Origin of the sequence: Luteibacter sp. 9135 (assembly GCF_000745005.1) — a bacterium.
Taxonomy (GTDB): domain Bacteria; phylum Pseudomonadota; class Gammaproteobacteria; order Xanthomonadales; family Rhodanobacteraceae; genus Luteibacter.
The window spans coordinates 4,066,822-4,087,734 of record NZ_JQNB01000001.1; the positions used below are offsets into that span (position 1 = coordinate 4,066,822).

Here is a 20,913-nt window from a genome sequence, read left to right on the forward strand (position 1 = left end):
CCGAGTAACCACCGAAGAAGAGATCTTACGACGCAGGTGAATATAGGAGAAATTGATTGAACTTACAGTTACAAGAGGGTGGGCCTATCGATTTACCGGCGTTTCGTGCCGAAACCGGGCGTATCCGATGCCTTTGCCGGTTGGGGCGTCTTCGGTTGTAACCGAGCCGTGGCATGCTTGGCGTTTATTTGATCATCGGTCGGGTCGTGCTCATGGGTCTGCCTGGGAAAACATCATGACGCCGCCCGCCATCGATCCCGGCACGATTTCCGCGCGGCTCGATCGCCTGCCGGCCACGCGGTCGATCTGGAAGCTGGTGGTGCTGTTGAGCCTGGGTTTCTTTTTCGAGCTGTACGACCTTCTCTACACCGGGTATGTCGCGCCGGGACTGGTCAAAGGCGGCCTGCTGACATCGACGACGCAAGGCCTGTTCGGCACCACGGGTGTAGCGAGTTTCATTGCCGCACTGTTTGCCGGGCTATTCGTCGGTACCCTTGCGTGCGGTTTCCTCGCCGACCGTTTCGGGCGGCGCGCGATCTTCACCTATTCGTTGCTGTGGTACACGCTGGCGAATGTCGTGATGGCGTTCCAGCACACCGCCTACGGCCTCAATCTCTGGCGGTTCATCGCGGGCGTGGGAATCGGCGTCGAGCTGGTCACGATCGGCACCTATATCTGCGAACTGGTGCCGAAGCACGTTCGCGGCCGCGCGTTCGCCTGCGAGCAAGCCATCGGCTTCACTGCGGTACCTGTGGTCGCCTTCCTGTCGTACCTGCTGGTGCCGCGTGCCCCGTTCGGAATCGACGGCTGGCGTTGGGTCGTGCTGATCGGCGCGCATGGTGCGCTGTTCGTCTGGTGGATTCGCCGGGCCTTACCGGAGAGCCCCCGATGGCTCGCGCAGCAAGGGCGATTCGACGAAGCAGACCGGGTCATGCGCACGCTCGAAGCAAAGGTCGAAGCGGAGGCAGGGTATCCCTTGCCCCCGCCCGCGCCCGCCTTGCCGGTACGTGCGCAGGGGCGTTTCGCCGATCTGTGGGTCACGCCGTACCGGCGTCGCACGCTGATGCTGGCGACCTTCAACGTGTTCCAGACCATCGGGTTCTATGGCTTCGCCAACTGGGTGCCGACGCTGATGGTCAAACAGGGCATCACCGTCACGACGAGCCTGATGTACTCCACGCTGATCGCGCTCGCCGCGCCGGTCGGACCGTTGATCGGTCTGTTCGTCGCCGACCGTTTCGAACGAAAAACGGTCATCGTGCTGATGGCCGGGGCAAGCATCGTCTGCGGCCTGTGGTTCAGCCAGGCGGCCGGGGCGGTGCTGCTCGTGAGCCTCGGTATCTGCCTGACGCTCGCCAACAACATCATGTCGTACAGCTATCACGCGTATCAGTCCGAGCTTTTCCCGACGAGCATCCGCGCGCGTGCCGTCGGGTTCGTGTATTCGTGGAGCCGCTTCTCGGGGATTTTCACGGCTTTCCTGATCGCCGCGGTCCTTGGGCAATTCGGCACGGTCGGCGTGTTCGTGCTTATCGCGGGCGCGATGGCGGTCGTGATCCTGGTTATCGGCCTGATGGGACGACGCACCCTTGGCATCCCGCTCGAAGCGATTTCCCAGTAGCAATTGTCGCTGTCGACATCCCGATTTGTGACCCGAGGCTTTTTTCTCCGCCCACAAAAAAACCCGCTTTTGGCGGGCTCTTCTGCGAACTGGCGGAGAGGGTGGGATTCGAACCCACGGTTGGCTTTCACCAACGCCTGATTTCGAGTCAGGTACATTCGACCACTCTGCCACCTCTCCGTGAACGGTCGACGGCAGGGCTTTCGCTCTGCCGGGCCCGCAATGATAGTGGCTCTTCCTTGCCGTGACAACCGCCTTTTCATGCGGCATCCTGCTCGGGAAACCGGGGCCTGGCGCCCTCTCCTTTCGCTCACCAAGGCACCCATGATCGAGTTCGGACACGGCACGCATACCGGGTTGCGCCGTACGCGCAACGAGGACACCTATTACGCCGACGCCGGGCTGGGCTTGTTCCTGGTCGTGGACGGCATGGGTGGCCATCGGCATGGCGAGGTGGCTTCGGCCACGGCCCGCGACGGCGTGGTGGCCCAGGTGTCGGCCGGGCAGTCGCTGGTGGATGCCGTGCAGCGGGTCAACGAGGCGCTTATCGCCCGTTCCGTCGGCCTGCCGGAGTCGCGGCCCATGGGCACCACCATCGCCGCCGTGCGGATCGTCGGGCGCACCTACGAGGCGGCCTGGGTGGGCGACAGTCGCATCTACCGCTGGGACGGGGCGCTGGAGCGCCTGTCGCACGACCACTCCATCGTGGAGGCACTGGTCGAGGCCGGCGAGCTCACCGAAGCGCAGGCGCGGACGCATCCCCAGCGCAACGTGCTTACGCAGGCGCTGGGTATCACCGCGCCCGATCATCTGCACATCGGCCTGGCCAAGGGCCAGCTCACTTCGGGCGCCCGGCTGTTGCTGTGCACCGACGGGCTCACCGACGAAGTGGCTGACGCGCGCATCGGCGAGATCGTGGCGCGCACGGACATCGCCGCCCAGGAGGCGGTGGACCATCTGCTGCTAGAGGCCGTTACCGGCACCGGCCGCGACAACATCACCGCCATCCTGCTGCGCGCCGCGAACTGACCCAACGGGCTCAGTAGGTCGGCTTCAGTGGATCGTGGGCTCGGCTTCGACGGCGCGCCAGACGCTCTTCCCGCCCGCGGCCTTGTCCAGCGCATCCAGCCGCGCCGTGTGCAGGGCCAGCTCTTCATCCGTGGCGCGACGCACCACGGGGCGACGGGTGATGACGATCTCACCCAGCACGTCAGTTTGCCCGTGGTCTTTCGACGCGTCGAACGCGAGGTCGAGCACGACCTGGCCCGACGTCATGCCGATATACACCTCGGCCAGCAGCTGGGCATCCAGCAGGCCGCCGTGGAGGTCACGCTTGGTGTTGTCCACGCCCAGGCGTTTGCACAGCGCATCCAGGCTGTTGCGCTGGCCGGGGTACATCGTGCGTGCCATCGCCAGCGTATCCAGCACGCTGGCGTGGTCGGTGGTCTTGCCGTACTCCGGTCCCAGGCGCTTCAGTTCCGCATCGATGAAGCCGACGTCGAACGCCGCGTTGTGGATGATCAGTTCGGCGCCACGGATGAAGGCCAGGAACTCGTCCACCTTGTCGCGGAACAGCGGCTGGTCGACCAGGTCCTCGTCCTTGATGCCGGTGACCTTGCTGGCCTCCTCATCGATGGCGCGCTCGGGATTGAGGTAGGTGTGGAAGTTCCGCCCCGTGGGACGGCGGCCGATCATCTCGACGGCGCCGATTTCCACCAGGCGATGGCCGAGGTGGGCTTCCAGGCCCGTGGTTTCGGTATCGAGAACGATCTGCCTCATGCCACCTTGCCCTCCTTGTAGAGAATGGCCTGGTCGCGCGCGGCGACGTCCACGCGCTCGTTTTCCATGTGGCCGTTGTGGCCCTTCACCCATTCCCAGGTGACGGTGTGCGCGGCGGCGGCGGCATCGAGGCGAATCCACAGGTCCTGGTTCTTCACCGGCTTCTTGTCGGCGGTTTTCCAGCCGTTGCGGCGCCACTTGGGCACCCACTCCTGCACGCCCTGCATGACGTATTTCGAATCGGTCATGAGGTGCACCTTGCAGCGGCGGGTCAGCGCCTCCAGCGCGGAGATGGCACCCATCATCTCCATGCGGTTGTTCGTGGTGTCGCGTTCGCCGCCGGCGAGCATCTTCTCGATGCCCTTCGCTCGCAGCAGTGCCGCCCAGCCACCCGGGCCGGGATTGCCCAGGCAGGCGCCATCGGTGAAGACTTCGACGGTATCGGTATCTGTAGAGGTATCGGTCATGCGGCTCAGCTTAGGGGTTCACGGGCATTACGGCGGGCGCCGGAGGCCAGCGTGCCGGGGATCGGCGCCGGCACGGCCACCATGCGGGGGCGCAAGGGTACCGCCGACGGACGCTTTTTGCGCGCCACGAGGAAATAACCGCCACCCACCAGGGATCCCGGGCCGGACGCGCCGCCCACCCGGGGCCACGCACTGCCGACGCGGCGCGGCATCGACAGCTCGAATTCGTCGCGGACCAGGCGCTGGCTCCACCACCACGGCCAGGTAAGCCGTGGCCGCGGGGCCCGGCTCTGGCGGGCCACCCACGGCGACCACAGGCCGAAGGGATGGATCCCGGTGATCGCCAGCATGCCGCCAGGCGCCAGGACGCGGATGGCCTCGTCCAGCAGGTTGTCCTGCCGCGCGGTGGTCTCCAGGGCGTGACGCAGCAGCACTACCCCAAACGCCTCGTCGGCGAACGGAAGGGCCTCCAGGCCGCTGGCGCGAATGTCGCCTCCCAGGGCGGCTCCGGCGACGCGAACGGTGGCCCAGTGGCCCAGCAGGGGCATCGCCGGGGGCTCGGCCTGGGCGGACGTGGTCAGGTGCAGGCCGTGGTCGCCCGTGCAGCGCGCGAGCAGCGGCGCGAGCACCGCCGCCTCGTCCGCCAGCAGCTTGCGGACCTGGGGCGTCACGTAGATATCGGGGGCGAAAGCGGCCATGGAGGTGAAGTGTAACGGCTGCTGGCGCGGCGCAGGGGTTAACGAACGGCTAACGAGCAGGTACGACACGGCTGATATATTCCGGCGTCCCCGCCCCGCGCCCCAGGTGCAAGGCGGCCATTCCTGGGTGTTCGCGCCCGATCCACGTCACGGAGTTCGCCCGATGCATTGGGTTGCCGTCGCGGCTTTGAGCGACAACTACATCTGGCTGGTCGCCGACGACGAAGGCCAGGCTTTCGTCGTGGATCCCGGTGAAGCCGCCCCCGTCGAAGCCGCGCTTCGCGAGCGTGGCTGGCAGCTGCGGGCCATCCTGCTGACGCACCACCATAACGACCACATCGGCGGTGTGTCCGACCTCGTGCGTGATCACGACGTCGAGGTCTACGCTACGGCCGATCCGCGCATCCAGCCAAAGAACCATTTCGTCGAAGACGGCGACGTCATCACGCTGGAGGCGCCGCGCGCCACGTTCAAGGTGATGGCCGTGCCGGGCCACACGCGCACGCATGTGGCCTACTTCGGCGAAGGCTTCCTGTTCTGCGGCGACACGCTTTTCAGCATCGGCTGCGGCCGCCTGTTCGAAGGTACGCCAGAGCAGATGCTGGCCTCGCTGGATACCTTCGCCGACCTGCCGCCCGAGACCCTGGTCTGTTGCGCGCACGAATATACCGCGTCGAACATCCGCTTCGCCCTCACGGTGGATCCGGACAACCACGCCCTGCGCCTCCGTCGTGACGAGGTGGCGCGCTTGCGCGAGGAGGGCCGCCCCAGCGTGCCGAGCCGCCTCGCCGACGAGTACGCCGCCAATCCCTTCCTGCGCGTGGACAGCGAGGCCGTGGCCCGCTGGGCCCAGGCGCAAGGCGAGGCCCACGCCACGCGGACGGAGCGGTTCGCCGCGCTGCGCCGAGCCAAGGACAGCTTCAGCGCATGACCACACTCCACCGGCGGTTGTTACCTTCCCTCCTACCGTTTCTACTGACCGCCTGCGCCACCGGCATGACGCCGCGCGTGCCCACGGCGCCCGTGGCGCCCCCGCCGCAGACGGCTCCCGTGGAGGACGTGACGATGGCGCCGAAGCTGCTGCGTCCGGCGCCACCCGCCGATTTCTGGGCGAGCATGCGCGACAGCTTCGCCATGCCCGGCTGCGAAGCGGACCCTCAGGTGATGGCCTGGGCGCGCACCTACACGAAGATGCCGAACCGCTTCGAGCAGCAGGTCAACGAGGTGTTGCCGCTGATCGTCTATGCGCACAAGTCCGCCATGCAGCACAGCGTGGCCGGCGAGTTCGCCCTGCTGCCCTGGGTAGAAAGCCAATACCGCCATGTGCCCGGCGCGAAGAACCGCCCTGCCGGCATGTGGCAGATCATGCCGCAGACGGCACACACGCTCGGCCTGCGCGTGGACAAGAATTACGACGAACGCCTGGACATCACCAAGTCCACGGATTCGGTGATGACGATGATGCGCCGCTACTACGATGACCTGGGCGACTGGCGCCTGGTCGACGTGGCCTACAACGCGGGCGAGTTCGGCCTGAAGAAAACCATCGACAGGCACGGCGGTCCGTCCGACGACCAGGGCCTGCCGGACGTGCCGATGAAGGCCAACACGAAGGAACACCTGGTCAAGCTGATGGCGATCGCGTGCATCGTGCGCGACCCGGCGCGCTTCAACGTGCAGTTGCCGAAGCAGGACCACCAGGACGCCTTGCAGGTGGTGCAGGTCTCCAATCCGCAGTCGCTGTCGCAGGCGGCGAAGCAGTCAGGCCTGTCGATGACCGACCTGCGCGACCTGAATCCGGCCTACCGCACCACGAAGGGCACGGTGTCCGCGACGCTGCTGCTGCCGAAGTCGGCAGCCGACCAGTACCGACTGGGGCCGGTCGCCACGCTGGCCGATGTGGCGGACAGCCCGGCGTCGGATGACACCGACGACAGCGACACGTCGTCGGCATCGGTGGCCAAGGGAAAAACCGGCAGCCACGGCAAGGCAAAGGGTGACGCCAAGGCAAAGGGCAACAGGACATCCGTCGCCTCCGCGGCAGAGTCCAAGAAGAAGAAAACCCCGAAGAACGACGTGGTGATCCACAAGGTGGACAACGGCGAGTCGCTATGGACGATCGCCCGTCGCCACCAGGTCAGCGTGGAGCAGCTCATGAAGTGGAACGACCTGCAGACGCAGGCCGTCAAGCCCGGTCAGGTGCTGCGCCTCACGGCGCGCTGAGCGCCATCGGTCGCATTGCGCCGCGCTACCGCGACGTGTCACCGGGCGCCACCCGTCGAGGTGGCGCCCCGCGCCATCAGACCTGCACGACATCCCACTGCACGTCCGGCCCGACATCCGCGCTGTAATCCACGCCCTCAGCCTCGAAACCGAACAGCTTGATGAAATCGTGCTTGTAGCCGGCGTAGTCGGTGACCTCGCGCAGGTTGTCCGTCGTGACGTTGGGCCACAGCGCCTTGCACTCGTTCTGCACGTCCTCGCGCAGCTCCCAGTCGTCCAGGCGCACGCGGCCCTCGGCGTCCGTGGCCGGCGCCTGGCCATCCGCACGATACAGCCGCTCGTGGAACAGGCGATTGATCTGCTCGATGGTGCCTTCGTGGATGCCCTTCGCCTTCATGATCTTGAAGACCATGGACACGTAGAGCGGAATCACGGGAATGGCCGAGCTGGCCTGGGTGACCACCGATTTCATCACGCCGACGTAGGCACGCAGGCCACGGGAAGCGTAACGGCTGGCCAGTTCCTTCGCGGTGCGGTCAAGGTGCTGCTTCGCCTGGCCGAGCGTGCCGTGCCAGTAGATCGGCCAGGTGATTTCCGTGCCGACGTAGCTGTACGCGATGGTGGTGGCATGCTCGGCGAGCACGCCGGCCTCGCTCAGCGCTTCGATCCACAGTGACCAATCTTCACCGCCCATGACGGTCACGGTATCCTGGATTTCCTGCTCCGTGGCCGGCTCGACGGATGCCTGGATCACGGCATCCTTGTTGGTATCCACGGACGATGCGGTGAACGTCTCGCCGATGGTCTTCAATGCGGAGCGCACCACGTCGCCGGTTTTCGGCAGCTTGCGCACCGGCGAGGCCAGCGAATAGACGACCAGGTCGATCGTGCCGCCCATCTCGGCCTTGATCAGTTCGATGACCTTGGTGCGGGTTTCGTCGGCGAAGGCATCACCGTTGACCGAGCGGCTGTACAACCCGGCCTGCCGCGCCAGCGTGTCGAACGCGGCGGAGTTGTACCAGCCGGCGGTGCCGGTCTTGCTCTCACTGGACGGTTTCTCGAAGAACACACCCAGCGTGGCCGCACCCTGCCCGAACGCGGCGGTGATGCGCGATGCCAGGCCGTAGCCGGTGGAGGCGCCGATCACCAGTACCCGCTTCGGACCTTCCGCGAAGGCACCGCTGGCACGGGTGATGGCGATTTGTTCTTCCACGTTCTTCGCGCAGCCGACCGGATGAGCGGTGGTGCAGATGAAGCCACGAACCTTGGGTTGGATGATCACGGGTGGTTCCTTCGACGCGACAAGGCCACCATTGTAATACGCGCGATCGCGATCAGAGCCGGTCGTTGGCGACCTTGATCTCGCCACGAGCCTTGAGCGCCTGGATGTACTCGAGGGTGGCGGCCTGCGCCATCGCGTCGATCATCTGGCCGCGAAGTGCAACGCGCTGGGCTTTCTCGACCTTGGCCGGGTCACCGTCGGTCACCTTGTCCACCGTGACCAGCGCATACGTGCCGTTGCCGACGGGCAAGGCGCTCCAGCTGCCTTTGCCATCCACCGGATGCGGCAGCGAGAACGCACGCTGCAACACGGCGGGCGGCGCATCCTTGACGCCGGCGAGCTTGCTGCGCTCCACGCCCGTCAGCGTCTGCATGGGCGCCTTGACCAGCGCGGCCAGGTCGCCGCCCTTGCTCAGCTGCGCGGCGAGGTCGTCGGACTGCTTCTTCGCGGCAGCGTCCACACGCTCGTCGAGGATGCGCTGGCGAATCGCCGGCGTGACGTCGGCCAGGGCCTTGGGCGCCGCGGCGGCATGCTTGTCCAGGTGCATGACGACGGCGTCGCCCTTCTGCACCTGCACCAGCGAGGAGTTGTTGCCCTGGTTGACCACGTCGTCGCTGAACGCAGCGGCGACGAATTTCGGATCGGCGGCAACGCCTTCACCGCCGTTGCGACCGAACATTGGCGTGGTCTTGATCTCGATGCCCAGTTCCTTCGCGGCGGGCTCGAGCGAGCCGGGATTGCGCTCGGCCAGGTCGGCGAGTTGACCGGCACGCTCGTTGTAGAGGCGCTCGTCCTCGCCCTTGGCCCAGTCGGCGGCCAGCTGCGCGCGCACGTCGGCAAACGGCTTGGCATCGCCCTCGCGCGCATCGCGCACCCAGATGATGTGATAGCCCTCTTCCGGCGACAGCACGGGCTCCTTGGTGATCTCGCCCTTCTTCAGGCCGAACATGGCCGCATCGAACGCGGCGTTGGCCACGCCCTTCTCCAGCCAGCCCAGATCGCCGCCGGTGCGCTTGGAGCCCATGTCATCCGAGTTCTCGGCGGCCAGCTTGGCGAAGTTGTCCGGCGTTGCTTCGGCGGCGATCTTCTTCGCCTTGTCGAGCGCGGCCTTCTGCTGATCGGGCGTGGCGTTCTTGGGCACGTTGATGAGGATGTGCGACGCCTCGCGCTGCTCGGGCTGCGCGTAGCGCTGCTTGTTCTTGTCGTAGTACTCGTGCAGCTGCGCGTCGGTGGGCGCGCCGGGCTTGAGGTCGGCCTGCTTCACTTCGAGGTACTGCACCGAGACCTGTTCCGGCGTGGTGTAGTCGGCGATGTGCGACTTGTAGAAGGCGTCGATATCGGCGTCGGACACGTTGGTGTCGGTCAGCGACGGACGCGGCAGCACGGTGTAGCGCAGGTCGCGCTGCTGCCCGTGCAGGCGGAAGAAATTGTCGACGTCGGCGTCGGTGACCAGCGTGGTCGCAGAGATCGCTTCGGGGATCATCTGGGTGGCGAGCGAGGTGCGGATCTTGGCCTCGTACATCGCCGGGCTCATACCCTGCATGGAGAGGATGGCGCGGTAGGCCTCGGGGCTGAACTGCCCGTTGACCTGGAAACCGGGGTCGGTACCGATGGCGCTGCGCACGGCGGCGTCCGAGACGGTGAGGCCCAGCTCGGTGTTGGCCTGCTGCAGCAGCGCCTGGCTGATCATGCCGTCCAGCACCTTCTGCTTGAGCTCGGGTTTTTCGAGGTCGGCGGCGGTGAACGGGGAATTCGGGTCTTGTGCGGCCTGCTGGCGCAGTGCGTTCAGGCGATCCTGCCACTCCTGCTGCGAGATCTCGTGGTCACCGACCTTCGCGACGTACGTGTCCACGCGCGACACGAAGTACGACTCGATACCGAAGAAGGCGACGGCGAACACGCAGACACCGAGGACGATGGCGGCGGGCCAGCCGTGGATCTTGTTACGCAGGGCTTGCAGCATGATGCGACTCGCACGGTATGCGCCGGGCCAATCCTGACCGGCGTGTAGATAAAACAAAGGCGCCACACGGGCGCCTCTGCAGACAATGGCGGAGTGGACGGGACTCGAACCCGCGACCTCCGGCGTGACAGGCCAGCATTCTAACCGACTGAACTACCACTCCACTTCCCGATGGTGGGTGCTGAGGGGATCGAACCCCCGACCAGCGCCGTGTAAAGGCGACGCTCTACCGCTGAGCTAAGCACCCCCTCCGGTAAGACCACTTAGTTTACGTGATCCTTGAGCGCCTTGCCAGCCGTGAAGGCAGGAACCTTCGACGCCGGAATCTTGATTTCTTCGTTGGTGCGCGGATTGCGGCCCGTGCGAGCGGCGCGGCTGCGCAGCTTGAAGGTGCCGAAGCCAACGAGGGCGACGTCTTCACCCTTCTTGAGGGTGTCCTTGACCGCTTCGATCAGGCCCTCGAGCGCCTTGCCGGCGTCGGCCTTCGACAGTTCAGCCTTTTCGGCAATAGCGGCGATCAGGTCGGTTTTATTCATCAGGTAACTCCTTTCAAAGGTAATTCGAACCGCCGGACGGCGATCCTTGGTGAGAAGACGTCAGGTTACGAATCTCACCGTGTGGCATGACTCAGCAACCCCGCGATACATGGCGCCCTTGCGGCGCAGGCGATGGCGGAGCGGACTTTATACCAGTGCCCTCCCCCTACCGCAATACGAGCAATACCAACGCTTTCAGCGCATATGCATGCTATCCGGAGACTTGCGCGTCGCAATGAAAACGATTATCACGAGTTGATCGTGACAGGACGACGAAAACCAAAGGAGCGCGGTGACCCGCGCCCCTTGACGTTCGACGACGTGGATGCACTCAGTGCGTCAGCGCGGGCGAACCCTTGCCTTTGCCCTTGCGGCCGGTGGTCGGAGGCAGGTCCACCCCGGCATCACCGTCGCCCTTCTTGCTCGGGCCGATCGGCCGTTCCAGCGCGAGGTCGAGCACTTCGTCGATCCATTTGACCGCATGGATGTCGAGCGAACTGGTGATGTTCTCCGGCAGGTCGACCAGGTCTTTCTTGTTCTCTTCCGGAATGATGACCGTCTTGATGCCGCCGCGATGTGCCGCGAGCAGCTTCTCTTTCAGGCCACCGATGGGCAGCACGCGCCCCCGCAGGGTGATCTCGCCGGTCATCGCCACATCCGAGCGCACCGGTACCTTGGTCAGCGCCGACACTAGCGCCGTACCCATCGCAATACCCGCGCTGGGGCCGTCCTTCGGCGTCGCACCCTCGGGCACGTGGATATGAATGTCCAGTTTTTCGTGGAAATCCGGCTCGATGCCCAGCCCGGCCACGCGCGCGCGCACCACGCTCAGTGCCGCCTGGATCGATTCCTTCATGACATCGCCGAGCTGTCCCGTGTGGACCAGACGGCCCTTGCCGGGCACCACCGAAGCCTCGATGCTGAGCAGGTCGCCGCCGACCTGCGTCCACGCCAGGCCCGTGACCAGACCCACCTCGTTCTGCTGCTCCGCGCGACCGAAGTCGAACCGGCGCACGCCGAGGTAATGGTCGAGGTTGTCACCGTCCACGCGGACCAGATCGGGTGCGAGCACCTTGCCCTTCGCCGCCTTGCCCGCTGCCTTGACCGCTGCCTTGACCTTGGCCTTGGCTTTGGCCGGCACGGTGCCGAGGGCAATTTCCTTGACCACCTTGCGGCAGATCTTGGAGATCTCGCGCTCGAGGTTGCGCACGCCCGATTCGCGCGTGTAGTAGCGCACGATGTCGCGCAGGGCGCTTTCGTCGATACCCAGTTCTTCCACCTTCAGGCCGTTGGCCTTCAGCTGCTTGGGCAACAGGTACTTCTGCGCGATGTTGAGCTTCTCGTCCTCGGTGTAACCCGGGATACGGATCACTTCCATGCGGTCGAGCAGCGGGCCGGGGATATTCAGCGAATTGGCCGTGGCAATCCACATCACCTCGGAGAGGTCGAGATCGACTTCCAGGTAATGATCGTTGAAGGCGTTGTTCTGTTCCGGGTCCAGCACTTCCAGCAAGGCGGACGACGGATCGCCACGGAAATCCATCGACATCTTGTCGATCTCGTCCAGGACGAACAGCGGGTTCTTCGTACCGACCTTGTTGAGGTTCTGCACGATGCGGCCCGGCATTGAACCGATGTAGGTACGGCGATGCCCGCGGATCTCCGCCTCGTCACGCACGCCACCCAGGCTCATGCGCACGAACTTGCGGTTGGTGGCCTTGGCGATCGACTGGCCGAGCGAGGTCTTGCCCACGCCGGGCGGACCGACCAGGCACAGGATCGGGCCCTTCATGGTATTCACGCGCTGCTGCACCGCCAGATATTCGAGGATGCGCTCCTTCACCTTCTCCAGGCCGAAGTGGTCGGCATCGAGGGTTTCCTGCGCCAGCGCCAGGTCCTTGAGAACCTTGCTGCGCTTCTTCCACGGCACGCCCACCACCCAGTCGAGGTAGTTCCGTACCACGGTGGCCTCGGCGGACATCGGCGACATCTGCTTGAGCTTGTTGAACTCCTGGCGCGCCTTGGCGAGCACCGCCTTGGGCATGCCGGCGGCATCGATCTTCTTCTGCAGTTCCTCGATCTCGTTGGTGCCCTCTTCGCCCTCACCCAGCTCCTTCTGGATAGCCTTCATCTGTTCGTTGAGGTAGTACTCGCGCTGGCTCTTCTCCATCTGCGACTTGACGCGGCCGCGGATGCGTTTTTCCACCTGCTGCAGGTCCATCTCGCCGTCGACGAGACCGATGAGTAGCTCAAGCCGCTCGCCCACGTCGGATGTCTCGAGCACACGCTGCTTGTCGCCCATGCGCACCGAGAGGTGCGCGGCGATGGAATCGGCCAGGCGCGACGGGTCGTCGATGCCCGAGAGCGTCGCCAGGATTTCCGGCGGCAGCTTGCGGCTCTGCTTCACCAGCTGTTCGAACAGCGACACCAGCGAACGCGAGACGACGTCGAGTTCGCGCTCGTTCTTGCTGTACACCGGCTCGATGACGCGGGAGCGGCCGCTCATCATGCCGGCCTCGTCCTCGAACGCGTCGATCTGCACGCGCGACTGGCCCTCGACCAGCACCTTGACGGTGCCATCGGGCAGTTTCAGCAGCTGCAGGACGCCGGCCAGCGTGCCGACCTGGTGCAGATCCTCGATCGCCGGATCGTCGATGTCCGGACTCTTCTGGGCGACCAGCAGGATCTGCCGCTCGCCTTCCATCGCCCGCTCCAGCGCACGCATGGACTTGTCGCGCCCGACGAACAGCGGGATGACCATGTGCGGATAGACGACGACGTCACGCAAGGGCAGGACCGGCAGTAGGTCCAGCTCGGATCCGCTCGTGGTCTGGTTGCGATTCTTCGCCATGTGCTTGGGTTTTCCCTCAGGTTTTTTGGGCTCGCCCCGACACTGCGCCGGAGCCGCCATACACGTCAAGTGGTGGTTCGCGAAGGAACGATCAAGAGCGGAACCACGAAAGAAAACGGCCCCGGCGTCATGGACGCCGGGGCCGCGGTAGCGCTCGCGATGCCGGTGGGATCAGGCCGCGTCGCCACCCTCGCCCGCGATACGCTGCTGTTGCAGGTTGCCGCGGTAGATCAGGTAGGGCTCCGCCTGACCGTCGATCACGGCGTCGTCGACCACCACCTTGCTGACATGCTCCAGCGAGGGGATCTCGAACATCGTGTCGAGCAGCACCTGTTCGAGAATGGTTCTCAGGCCACGGGCGCCTGTCTTGCGCTTGAGCGCGCGACGGGCGATAGCGGCCAGGGCCTCCGGACGGAATTCCAGCTCGGCGCCTTCCATGTCGAACAGCTTGCGGAACTGCTTGGTGACCGCGTTCTTCGGCTCGGTGAGGATCTGCACCAGCGCAGCCTCGTCGAGTTCGTCCAGCGTGGCCACGACCGGCAGGCGCCCGACGAACTCGGGAATCAGGCCGAAACGGACCAGATCGGCCGGCTCGACTTCCGACAGCGTCTTGCCGACGTTTTCCGTGCGCTCCTTGGAGCGGACCTCGGCCTTGAAGCCGATGCCCGTGGTCTCGGAGCGCTGCTGGATCACCTTGTCCAGCCCGGCGAACGCACCGCCGCAGATGAACAGGATGTTGCGCGTATCGACCTGCAGGAACTCCTGCTGCGGGTGCTTGCGGCCACCCTGCGGCGGCACCGAGGCAAGCGTGCCCTCGATCAGCTTGAGCAGGGCCTGCTGCACGCCTTCGCCGGACACGTCGCGGGTGATCGACGGGTTCTCGCTCTTGCGCGAGATCTTGTCGATTTCGTCGATGTAGACGATGCCGCTCTGCGCCTTCTCGACGTCGTAATCGCACTTCTGCAGCAGCTTCTGGATGATGTTCTCGACATCCTCACCCACGTAACCGGCTTCGGTCAGCGTGGTGGCATCCGCGATGGTGAACGGCACGTTGAGCAGGCGCGCCAGCGTTTCCGCCAGCAGCGTCTTGCCCGAGCCGGTCGGACCAATCAGCAGGATGTTGGACTTGCCGAGTTCGACATCGTCGTTCTTCTGGCGCGATTCGATGCGCTTGTAGTGGTTGTACACGGCCACCGACAAGGCTTTCTTGGCGCGCGTCTGCCCGACCACGTACTGGTCGAGGGCTTCCATGATCTCGCGCGGCTTGGGGAGTTGGGTACGGCCGGAGGCCGCCTTCTCTTCGAGTTCCTCGCGAATGATGTCGTTGCACAGCTCAACGCATTCGTCGCAGATGAACACGCTGGGGCCGGCGATCAACTTGCGCACTTCATGCTGGCTCTTGCCACAGAAGGAGCAATAAAGAATCTTTCCGCCGTCGTTGGAACGGCTTTGCCGCTCGTCGCTCATGCTTTGGGCCCTACTGATAATCCAGGTGCGCTTTGAGAATAGCACAGCACTTCGCCCCTGGAATCAGGGGCGAAGTGCTGGTTTTCACAAGCGTGTACGTTCAAATCAAGCCGAGCGGACGGTATCGACCGCGCGCTTGTCGGGCACCGAGTCGATCAGGCCATACGCCTGGGCCTCGGCACCGCTCATGAAGCGGTCGCGCTCGGTATCGCGGGCGATTTCCTCGACCGTCTTGCCACTGTGATGGGCAAGGATGGCGTTCAGGCGCTCGCGCATGGTCAGGATTTCACGGGCGTGAATCTCGATGTCCGTGGCCTGACCCGAGATGCCACCGGCCCAGGGCTGGTGGATCATGATGCGCGAATGCGGCAGCGAATACCGCTTGCCCGCGGCACCGGCGGCCAGCAGCAGAGCGCCCATGGAGGCGGCCTGGCCGATGCACATGGTGCTGACGTCCGGCTTCACGAACTGCATCGTGTCGTAGATCGCCATGCCCGCGGTGACCGAGCCACCCGGGCTGTTGATGTACAGGTTGATGTCCTTGTCCGGATTTTCGGACTCCAGGAACAGCAACTGGGCGACGATTACATTGGCCATGTAATCGTCGACCGGGCCGACCGCGAAGATGATGCGCTCCTTGAGGAGACGCGAGTAGATGTCGTACGAACGCTCGCCGCGCGAGGTTTGCTCGACGACGATGGGCACCAGGTTGAGGTTCTGGATCGGAGCCATGGACATGCGGTCTCTCCTAGGTGTGGGGCCCGGCTGTTGCAAGAGGATCGGTGCTTACGCGCCGATCGGTCGCATTACCTCGTCGAAGCTCAGCTCCTGGTCGGTGGATTTGGCGTTATCCGCCACCCATTCCGCCACCTGATCTTCCATCACGCGGTTCTGCAGTCCCGACATCAGTTGGGGATCGCTGTTATACAGTTCAATGACCTTTTCCGGCTCTTCATAGGTCGAGGCGATCGCGGTCAGCATCTCGGCCATGCGCTTGCGGTCCAGGCGCAGCTCGTTCTTGCGGGCGATCTCGCCCATGAGCAGCGCGGCGGCGACACGCTTGCGCGCGAATGGGGCGGCCTCGGCGACCATCTGCGGGCTGGGTTCCTGGCCACGCGGCAGATTGCCGGACGCCAGGCTGCGGGCCTCGGCGTCGACCATCAGCTCGGGCACTTCCAGTTCCGGGTAGGCGGCGGCCAGCTTCTCGGCCACTTCCGACTTCAGGCGGGCCATCACGGTGGCCTTCAGCTCGCGCTCGAGGTTGGCGCGGACTTCCTTGCGGAAGGTTTCCAGGTCGCCGTCGACCACGCCGAACAGCTTGACGAAATCGGCATCCACGGCCGGCAGGTTGGGCTCCTGCACCTTCACGATCTTGAAAGTGACCTTGGCGGTCTTGCCGGCGAGCTCGGGGTTACGGAAATCGTCCGGGAAAGCGACGTCCTGGACCAGGTCCTCACCCGCGGTGCGACCGGTCAGGGCCTCATCCAGCGCCTTGAACAGGGTGCCGGAGCCGAGCACGCTACCCGCGCGCTCCAGGCCTTCGGCCGGGAAGCGATAGTCGCCGGCTTCGGCGGCGTATTCGAACATGACGAAGTCGCCGTCCTTGGAGGCGCGCGTCACTTCGTCGAAGCTGCGGCGCTGGGTGCGCAGCGTCTCGATCATCTTGTCGATGTCGGCGTCCTTGACCTCGGCCTTGGGACGGGCGATCTCGAGCGCGGCGACGTCGATCACCGGGAACTCCGGCATGATCTCGAACGTGGCGGTGTAGGCGATTTCGCCCGCTTCCGCATTGCCCGTGGTGTCCACCGACGGGTTGGCGATCGGCTGCAGTTTCTCCTGCTCGACGGCCTCGCGCAGGGTGCTGCCGATCAGCTCGGACAAGGCCTCGCCACGGACCTGCGCGCCGAAGCGCTGCTTGATCACGGTGGTGGGCACCTTGCCCGGACGGAAGCCCTTCAGGCGGACCGTGCGACCCATTTCCGCGATGCGCGCGTTCACCTGCGACTCAAGGCGCTCCGCCGGGAACTTCACCGTGAGCTTGCGCCCGAGCTTGCCGACATTCTCAACCGAAACCTGCATGACCTCTCCTGAAACCGCCACGTGACGTGGCGCGATGGCGAGCTTCCGTCGCCGTAACCAGAACAATGGGACCCACCGCGAATGTCGGAGGCGTCGCCGCGACTTTCGTCTCCGGCGGCGAAAAAACCCCGCAAATGACTGCCCATTCTACGTTTTGCCCTCCCACCGCCGCAACCTGCCTCATCCGGCACTCCAGCGCCGAGGACCGCCGCCATCCGCCGCCAGCGAATCCCCCGGATTCGCCAAGGCGCAGGCCGTCAACGAGAGACAGCCGCAGCCGATGCAATCCGCCAGTTTATCTTTCAGATTAAGCAGTTGCGTAATCCTATGATCCATCTCTTCGCGCCAGGCCGCCGACATCCTCGCCCAATCCTCCCGGGTCGGCGTGCGCGAGTCCGGCAAGGTCGCCAGCGCCTGCCGGATCGCCTCCAGCGGCATGCCGACCCGCTGCGCTACCCGGATGACCGCGATCCGGCGCAGCACGTCGGCGGAAAAGCGACGCTGGTTGCCCGACGTTCGCAGGCTGTGGATCAGCCCCTTCCGCTCGTAGAAGTGCAGTGCCGACACGGCCACGCCCGCACGCCGGGCCACCTCACCCACGCTCAGTTCCCGCATCTGTTGACCTGAATATTAGTTGAGGTCTCATGCTGCGCCTTTCCGGTCGCCGTAGGCAAGCGTGCGACACTCCCTGCCCCAAGGACACCAGCATGCACGTGGGAACCCCCGAACCCGATCACCTTTCCGAGACCGCCCTTCCCGTCGACGAAGGCATCCTCGGCCCCCGCTACCGGGCGGCCACCCTCGGGATGGTCAGCCTCATATCACTCATCGCCTTCGAGGCGCTGGCGGTCACCACTGCCATGCCGACGGTCGCGCGGGAGCTGGACGGCCTGCGCGCGTACGCCCTGGCCTTCGGCGGCGTGCTGGCCACCAGCATCATCGGCATGACAGTGTCCGGCCGCTGGAGCGATCGCCGCGGGCCCGCCCCGGCCATGTGGACCGGCCTGGCCGGTTTCGTCGTCGGCCTGCTGGTGGCCGGCTTCGCACAGAACATGCCGATGCTGCTGGCGGGCCGCCTGGTCCAGGGGCTCGGCGCCGGCTGTCTCTCGCCGGCGCTTTACGTGATAGTCGGGCGGCTCTATCCGCCTTCCCTGCGACCGAAGGTCTTCGCCTCGTTCTCCGCCGGGTGGGTCGTGCCGGCCCTGATCGGCCCGGCCGTCAGCGGCGCCATCGTGGAGCACATCGGCTGGCGCTGGGTTTTTCTCGCCGTGCCCGTGCTGGCCCTGCCCGCCGCGCTCGGGCTGCGCGGCGCGCTGCGCTCCCTGCCCGCACCTTCGGACAACGCGTCCGACGCCGGCACCCGACTCCCCGACGCCATCGGCGCCTCGCTCGGCGTCTGCCTATTGTTCGCCGCAGGCCAGGAACGCGGGGTCATCGCCGCCTCGCTTCTGCTGCCGTCACTCGCCCTGTTGATCTTCTGCGGCCGCCGCCTGCTACCCGCCGGCACGCTCCGCGCCGCCCGAGGCCTGCCCGCGGTCATCGCCCTGCGCGGTATCGCGGCCTCCGCCTTCTTCGGCACCGAGGCCTTCCTTCCGCTGGTCTTCACCCAGCAGCATGGGCTGTCGCCGACATGGTCGGGCCTGGCGATCAGCGTGGGCGCGATCGGCTGGTTCTCCGGCTCGTGGTACCAGGGCCATTACGCGACGATCTCCCGCCTGCAATTGCTCACGCGCGGCACAGCCCTGATGGTGCTCGGCATCGGCATCGCTTCCTGCGCCGTGTTCGCCTGGATGCCCGTGCCGGCGGCGGTCGCGGGTTGGCTGCTCACGGGACTGGGCATGGGCATGCTCTACGGTACGCTGTCCGTCCTAGCGCTTTCGATGTCCGCCACGCACGAGCAAGGCCGGAACAGTTCGGCGCTGCAACTGTGCGAATCGTTGATGGTGGCCACGACACTCGCCATCGGCGGCACGTTGTTCGCCGCACTGCTCGACATATCTCACACGGCCGCGTTCATGGCGAACTTCGCCATCACGCTGGTGCTGGTGGTGCTGGCGACGATCGTGGCGCGCAGGACGCGGGCGGACGGGTAATACCCATCGTCGATGACGGCTGTTTTTCAGATTGATCGTATGGATCACGCGCGGCATTTACGCGAGCATGAGGGTCCTTGTTCATTCGAACACCAGACACCCGAGTTGTTGCGCATGACCCCCGACGACCTGGAAAAAATCCGCGCGGAGATCGGCAAACTCATGGCGGAGACATCGAAGATCAACGCCGAGGCACGCTGGTATCCCTTCGTTGCCGCTGGTGGCGTCTTTGGTGCCGCCTTCGCGCTGGCCAAGCTGCTGGGGGCTCTTTAGCGCCCATCCGATCCCTGCGCACCTTCAGCTAGGGGCGGCCCTGGCGATCAGCGGGCGAGATGGGCTGGTTCTCCAGCTCGTGGGACGCTTCGGCGGTTCCAAATCGCAGTGATACGTTAGGAGAGAACCCATGGAAGAGACGAGAACCGTGAACGCCGCCGACATCGAGTTGATCCACGCGAACGTCTCCAAGATGATGGCCGAGACCATGAAGCTCAGTGCTGAAACCTCGAAGGTCAGCGCCAAAACCGTCTGTCGACGGGACATGATGGCGGCTGTTTTCCAGATTGGTCGTATGGATCATGCGTGACGTTCAAGCAAGCATGAGGGTTCACGTGCATGCACAGGCGCCCGGTGCTCGTCAGACAGAAACAGCATTACTGCGTTCTGATCCATCGAAGAAGGATGGTGCGAGAGGGGGGACTCGAACCCCCACGGGTTACCCCGTCAGAACCTAAATCTGGTGCGTCTACCAATTCCGCCACTCTCGCCCGCGGCGCCATTCTAGGGTGCCGCCGGGCCGAGGTCCACCAGTGGATTGGCAACGCGACATCGTCCGGGCGCCTGGACCCCATGACCTACGCAAGGTCACTCCCCTAGGGTCATTTTCCTGAAGAAGGAAGCATCCCGATGCTTTCCATCCACGTGTCGACCAGGGCGGGCCACCGTGTAATCGGCTCGGCCGTCGGTCGCAGCCCGAACGCATGCCCACCGCGCGGGTAGACATGAAGCTCCGCGGTCACGCCTGCCTCCTTGAGCGCCCGGTAATACACCAGCACTTGATCCACGCCGTCCACGTGGTCGTCCTCCGCCTGCAGCAGGAACGTCGGCGGGGCATCCTTGGGTACGCGCACGGTGGGATTAAGCGTCGCCCGGTCGGCGGTCAGGTGCCCCGGATAGATGCCCACAGCAAAATCCGGTCGCGCGCTCACCGTATCCACATCATCGACAGGACGATAGACGCGGCGCCTGAAATTCGTACTTGCCTCGGCGACCAGAAAACCACCCGCCGAAAACCCCAGTACGCCGACCTTGCCTGCATCGACATGCCAGGCCGCGGCGTGGGAGCGGATCAGTCGCATGGCCCGCTGCGTGTCCTGGTAGGACGGCACCGACAGCGCGAAGTTATGCGGGCGGCAGTCGCAGGTCCAGTCGTAGGGCGCGCTGGGAATGCGGTATTTCAGGAGTACGCAGGTCACCCCGCGCTGCACCAGCCAGTCGCATACTTCGGTACCTTCCAGGTCCATGGCCAGGATCGAGAACCCGCCGCCTGGAATGACCAGTACGGCCGTGCCGTTGCCTGGTGCCGAGGGCGGATAGACCGTGATCGTCGGTATCGAGACGTTATGGATCGCCGTAACCGTCTTGCCACCGATGAGGTCGCTGCCCGTAGACACGTATTCCGGACCCGGGGGCGCAGGCGATGACGGTGGTGCGTCGGGCCACAGCGGCATCTGCGTGAGACCACGCGCGGGTTGCCAGACCGGCTCAGCCGCTGGCGTCACCGCCGGCACGAGCGACAGAAGAAAAAACACGATCCGACGTTTCATTCATACCCCCTGATGGTGAAGCCCGACCGCA

General features: G+C 65.1%; 19 protein-coding genes and 4 tRNA genes. 7 read left to right on the forward strand and 16 right to left on the reverse strand.

Annotated features, from left to right (window positions below):
- Nucleotides 1-235 precede the first annotated feature (235 nt).
- Nucleotides 236-1,621: an MFS transporter gene (locus FA89_RS17115; protein WP_036142578.1), complete on the forward strand. Its 1,386-nt coding sequence runs from the start codon at nt 236-238 to the stop codon at nt 1,619-1,621.
- Nucleotides 1,622-1,711: 90 nt separating this feature from the next.
- On the opposite strand, the gene FA89_RS17120 is transcribed toward FA89_RS17115, so the two are convergent.
- Nucleotides 1,712-1,801 (reverse strand) — tRNA-Ser (locus FA89_RS17120).
- Between the two features lie 144 nt (nt 1,802-1,945).
- Between FA89_RS17120 and FA89_RS17125 the strand changes: the two genes are divergently transcribed.
- Nucleotides 1,946-2,650 (forward strand): PP2C family protein-serine/threonine phosphatase, encoded by a 705-nt coding sequence (locus tag FA89_RS17125; protein WP_036142581.1) that lies wholly within the window; start codon nt 1,946-1,948, stop codon nt 2,648-2,650.
- Between the two features lie 24 nt (nt 2,651-2,674).
- On the opposite strand, the gene dnaQ is transcribed toward FA89_RS17125, so the two are convergent.
- The 3 genes from dnaQ to FA89_RS17140 are packed head-to-tail and all read right to left on the reverse strand — an operon-like array spanning nt 2,675 to nt 4,634.
- Complete coding sequence (dnaQ, locus tag FA89_RS17130; RefSeq protein WP_036142584.1) at nt 2,675-3,400, reverse strand: DNA polymerase III subunit epsilon; 726 nt, start codon at nt 3,398-3,400, stop codon at nt 2,675-2,677.
- On the reverse strand, nt 3,397-3,867 hold the full coding sequence (rnhA, locus tag FA89_RS17135; RefSeq protein WP_036142587.1) for a ribonuclease HI: 471 nt from the start codon (nt 3,865-3,867) through the stop codon (nt 3,397-3,399). Before rnhA ends, dnaQ begins: the two co-directional genes overlap by 4 nt.
- Before the next feature lie 5 nt (nt 3,868-3,872).
- The gene (locus FA89_RS17140) at nt 3,873-4,634 is read right to left on the reverse strand and encodes a methyltransferase domain-containing protein (RefSeq protein ID WP_185754447.1); all 762 of its coding nucleotides are present in this window, start codon (nt 4,632-4,634) and stop codon (nt 3,873-3,875) included.
- 94 nt (nt 4,635-4,728) lie between these two features.
- Between FA89_RS17140 and gloB the strand changes: the two genes are divergently transcribed.
- Entirely contained in the window at nt 4,729-5,496 is a 768-nt protein-coding gene (gene gloB, locus FA89_RS17145; protein WP_036142594.1) for a hydroxyacylglutathione hydrolase, read from the forward strand.
- On the forward strand, nt 5,493-6,788 hold the full coding sequence (locus FA89_RS17150) for a transglycosylase SLT domain-containing protein (protein WP_081916732.1): 1,296 nt from the start codon (nt 5,493-5,495) through the stop codon (nt 6,786-6,788). The genes gloB and FA89_RS17150 overlap by 4 nt, the downstream gene beginning before the upstream one ends.
- A gap of 76 nt (nt 6,789-6,864) precedes the next feature.
- Here the strand turns inward: FA89_RS17150 and fabV are convergent, their stop codons facing one another.
- The 10 genes from fabV to soxR form a co-directional block, all read right to left on the reverse strand.
- Nucleotides 6,865-8,070, reverse strand: coding sequence for an enoyl-ACP reductase FabV (gene fabV, locus FA89_RS17155; RefSeq protein ID WP_036142598.1), 1,206 nt, complete (start codon nt 8,068-8,070; stop codon nt 6,865-6,867).
- Between the two features lie 52 nt (nt 8,071-8,122).
- Nucleotides 8,123-10,033 carry a SurA N-terminal domain-containing protein gene (locus tag FA89_RS17160; protein WP_036142601.1) on the reverse strand — a complete coding sequence of 637 codons (1,911 nt, stop codon included), beginning with the start codon at nt 10,031-10,033 and terminating at the stop codon, nt 8,123-8,125.
- Between the two features lie 86 nt (nt 10,034-10,119).
- Nucleotides 10,120-10,196 (reverse strand) — tRNA-Asp (locus FA89_RS17165).
- A gap of 9 nt (nt 10,197-10,205) precedes the next feature.
- Nucleotides 10,206-10,280 (reverse strand) — tRNA-Val (locus FA89_RS17170).
- Nucleotides 10,281-10,296: 16 nt separating this feature from the next.
- Nucleotides 10,297-10,569 (reverse strand): HU family DNA-binding protein, encoded by a 273-nt coding sequence (locus FA89_RS17175; protein WP_036112061.1) that lies wholly within the window; start codon nt 10,567-10,569, stop codon nt 10,297-10,299.
- 331 nt (nt 10,570-10,900) lie between these two features.
- Complete coding sequence (gene lon / locus FA89_RS17180) at nt 10,901-13,420, reverse strand: endopeptidase La (protein ID WP_036142603.1); 2,520 nt, start codon at nt 13,418-13,420, stop codon at nt 10,901-10,903.
- A gap of 171 nt (nt 13,421-13,591) precedes the next feature.
- Nucleotides 13,592-14,887, reverse strand: coding sequence for an ATP-dependent Clp protease ATP-binding subunit ClpX (gene clpX / locus FA89_RS17185; RefSeq protein WP_036142605.1), 1,296 nt, complete (start codon nt 14,885-14,887; stop codon nt 13,592-13,594).
- Nucleotides 14,888-14,992: 105 nt separating this feature from the next.
- Nucleotides 14,993-15,619, reverse strand: a complete 627-nt coding sequence (gene clpP / locus FA89_RS17190) for an ATP-dependent Clp endopeptidase proteolytic subunit ClpP (protein ID WP_369931343.1) — start codon at nt 15,617-15,619, stop codon at nt 14,993-14,995.
- A 54-nt stretch (nt 15,620-15,673) separates the two neighbouring features.
- Entirely contained in the window at nt 15,674-16,966 is a 1,293-nt protein-coding gene (gene tig, locus FA89_RS17195) for a trigger factor (protein ID WP_036142610.1), read from the reverse strand.
- A 180-nt stretch (nt 16,967-17,146) separates the two neighbouring features.
- On the reverse strand, nt 17,147-17,581 hold the full coding sequence (soxR, locus tag FA89_RS17200; RefSeq protein ID WP_036142612.1) for a redox-sensitive transcriptional activator SoxR: 435 nt from the start codon (nt 17,579-17,581) through the stop codon (nt 17,147-17,149).
- Between the two features lie 92 nt (nt 17,582-17,673).
- On the opposite strand from soxR, the gene FA89_RS17205 reads away from it, so the two are divergent.
- The 3 genes from FA89_RS17205 (at nt 17,674) to FA89_RS17210 (ending at nt 19,642) form a co-directional block, all read left to right on the forward strand.
- Nucleotides 17,674-19,059 (forward strand): MFS transporter, encoded by a 1,386-nt coding sequence (locus FA89_RS17205; protein ID WP_051938911.1) that lies wholly within the window; start codon nt 17,674-17,676, stop codon nt 19,057-19,059.
- A gap of 114 nt (nt 19,060-19,173) precedes the next feature.
- A complete protein-coding gene (locus FA89_RS20380; RefSeq protein ID WP_185754448.1) occupies nt 19,174-19,332 on the forward strand; it encodes a hypothetical protein in 159 nt (52 codons plus the stop codon).
- Nucleotides 19,333-19,462: 130 nt separating this feature from the next.
- Nucleotides 19,463-19,642, forward strand: a complete 180-nt coding sequence (locus FA89_RS17210; RefSeq protein ID WP_036142615.1) for a hypothetical protein — start codon at nt 19,463-19,465, stop codon at nt 19,640-19,642.
- A 96-nt stretch (nt 19,643-19,738) separates the two neighbouring features.
- Here the strand turns inward: FA89_RS17210 and FA89_RS17215 are convergent.
- Both FA89_RS17215 and FA89_RS17220 read right to left on the reverse strand, forming a co-directional pair.
- Nucleotides 19,739-19,823 (reverse strand) — tRNA-Leu (locus tag FA89_RS17215).
- 111 nt (nt 19,824-19,934) lie between these two features.
- On the reverse strand, nt 19,935-20,786 hold the full coding sequence (locus FA89_RS17220; RefSeq protein WP_441295052.1) for an alpha/beta hydrolase: 852 nt from the start codon (nt 20,784-20,786) through the stop codon (nt 19,935-19,937).
- Nucleotides 20,787-20,913: the final 127 nt, after the last annotated feature.

Bases quoted from the DNA above. Each gene is read 5' to 3' on its own strand.
- FA89_RS17115 (WP_036142578.1), top strand. From the start codon at position 236: ATGACGCCGCCCGCCATCGATCCCGGCACGATTTCCGCGCGGCTCGAT.
- FA89_RS17125 (WP_036142581.1), top strand. From the start codon at position 1,946: ATGATCGAGTTCGGACACGGCACGCATACCGGGTTGCGCCGTACGCGC.
- dnaQ (WP_036142584.1), bottom strand. From the start codon at position 3,400: ATGAGGCAGATCGTTCTCGATACCGAAACCACGGGCCTGGAAGCCCAC.
- rnhA (WP_036142587.1), bottom strand. From the start codon at position 3,867: ATGACCGATACCTCTACAGATACCGATACCGTCGAAGTCTTCACCGAT.
- gloB (WP_036142594.1), top strand. From the start codon at position 4,729: ATGCATTGGGTTGCCGTCGCGGCTTTGAGCGACAACTACATCTGGCTG.
- FA89_RS17150 (WP_081916732.1), top strand. From the start codon at position 5,493: ATGACCACACTCCACCGGCGGTTGTTACCTTCCCTCCTACCGTTTCTA.
- FA89_RS17160 (WP_036142601.1), bottom strand. From the start codon at position 10,033: ATGCTGCAAGCCCTGCGTAACAAGATCCACGGCTGGCCCGCCGCCATC.
- FA89_RS17175 (WP_036112061.1), bottom strand. From the start codon at position 10,569: ATGAATAAAACCGACCTGATCGCCGCTATTGCCGAAAAGGCTGAACTG.
- lon (WP_036142603.1), bottom strand. From the start codon at position 13,420: ATGGCGAAGAATCGCAACCAGACCACGAGCGGATCCGAGCTGGACCTA.
- clpX (WP_036142605.1), bottom strand. From the start codon at position 14,887: ATGAGCGACGAGCGGCAAAGCCGTTCCAACGACGGCGGAAAGATTCTT.
- clpP (WP_369931343.1), bottom strand. From the start codon at position 15,619: ATGGCTCCGATCCAGAACCTCAACCTGGTGCCCATCGTCGTCGAGCAA.
- tig (WP_036142610.1), bottom strand. From the start codon at position 16,966: ATGCAGGTTTCGGTTGAGAATGTCGGCAAGCTCGGGCGCAAGCTCACG.
- soxR (WP_036142612.1), bottom strand. From the start codon at position 17,581: ATGCGGGAACTGAGCGTGGGTGAGGTGGCCCGGCGTGCGGGCGTGGCC.
- FA89_RS17205 (WP_051938911.1), top strand. From the start codon at position 17,674: ATGCACGTGGGAACCCCCGAACCCGATCACCTTTCCGAGACCGCCCTT.
- FA89_RS20380 (WP_185754448.1), top strand. From the start codon at position 19,174: ATGACCCCCGACGACCTGGAAAAAATCCGCGCGGAGATCGGCAAACTC.
- FA89_RS17210 (WP_036142615.1), top strand. From the start codon at position 19,463: ATGGAAGAGACGAGAACCGTGAACGCCGCCGACATCGAGTTGATCCAC.
- FA89_RS17220 (WP_441295052.1), bottom strand. From the start codon at position 20,786: ATGCCGCTGTGGCCCGACGCACCACCGTCATCGCCTGCGCCCCCGGGT.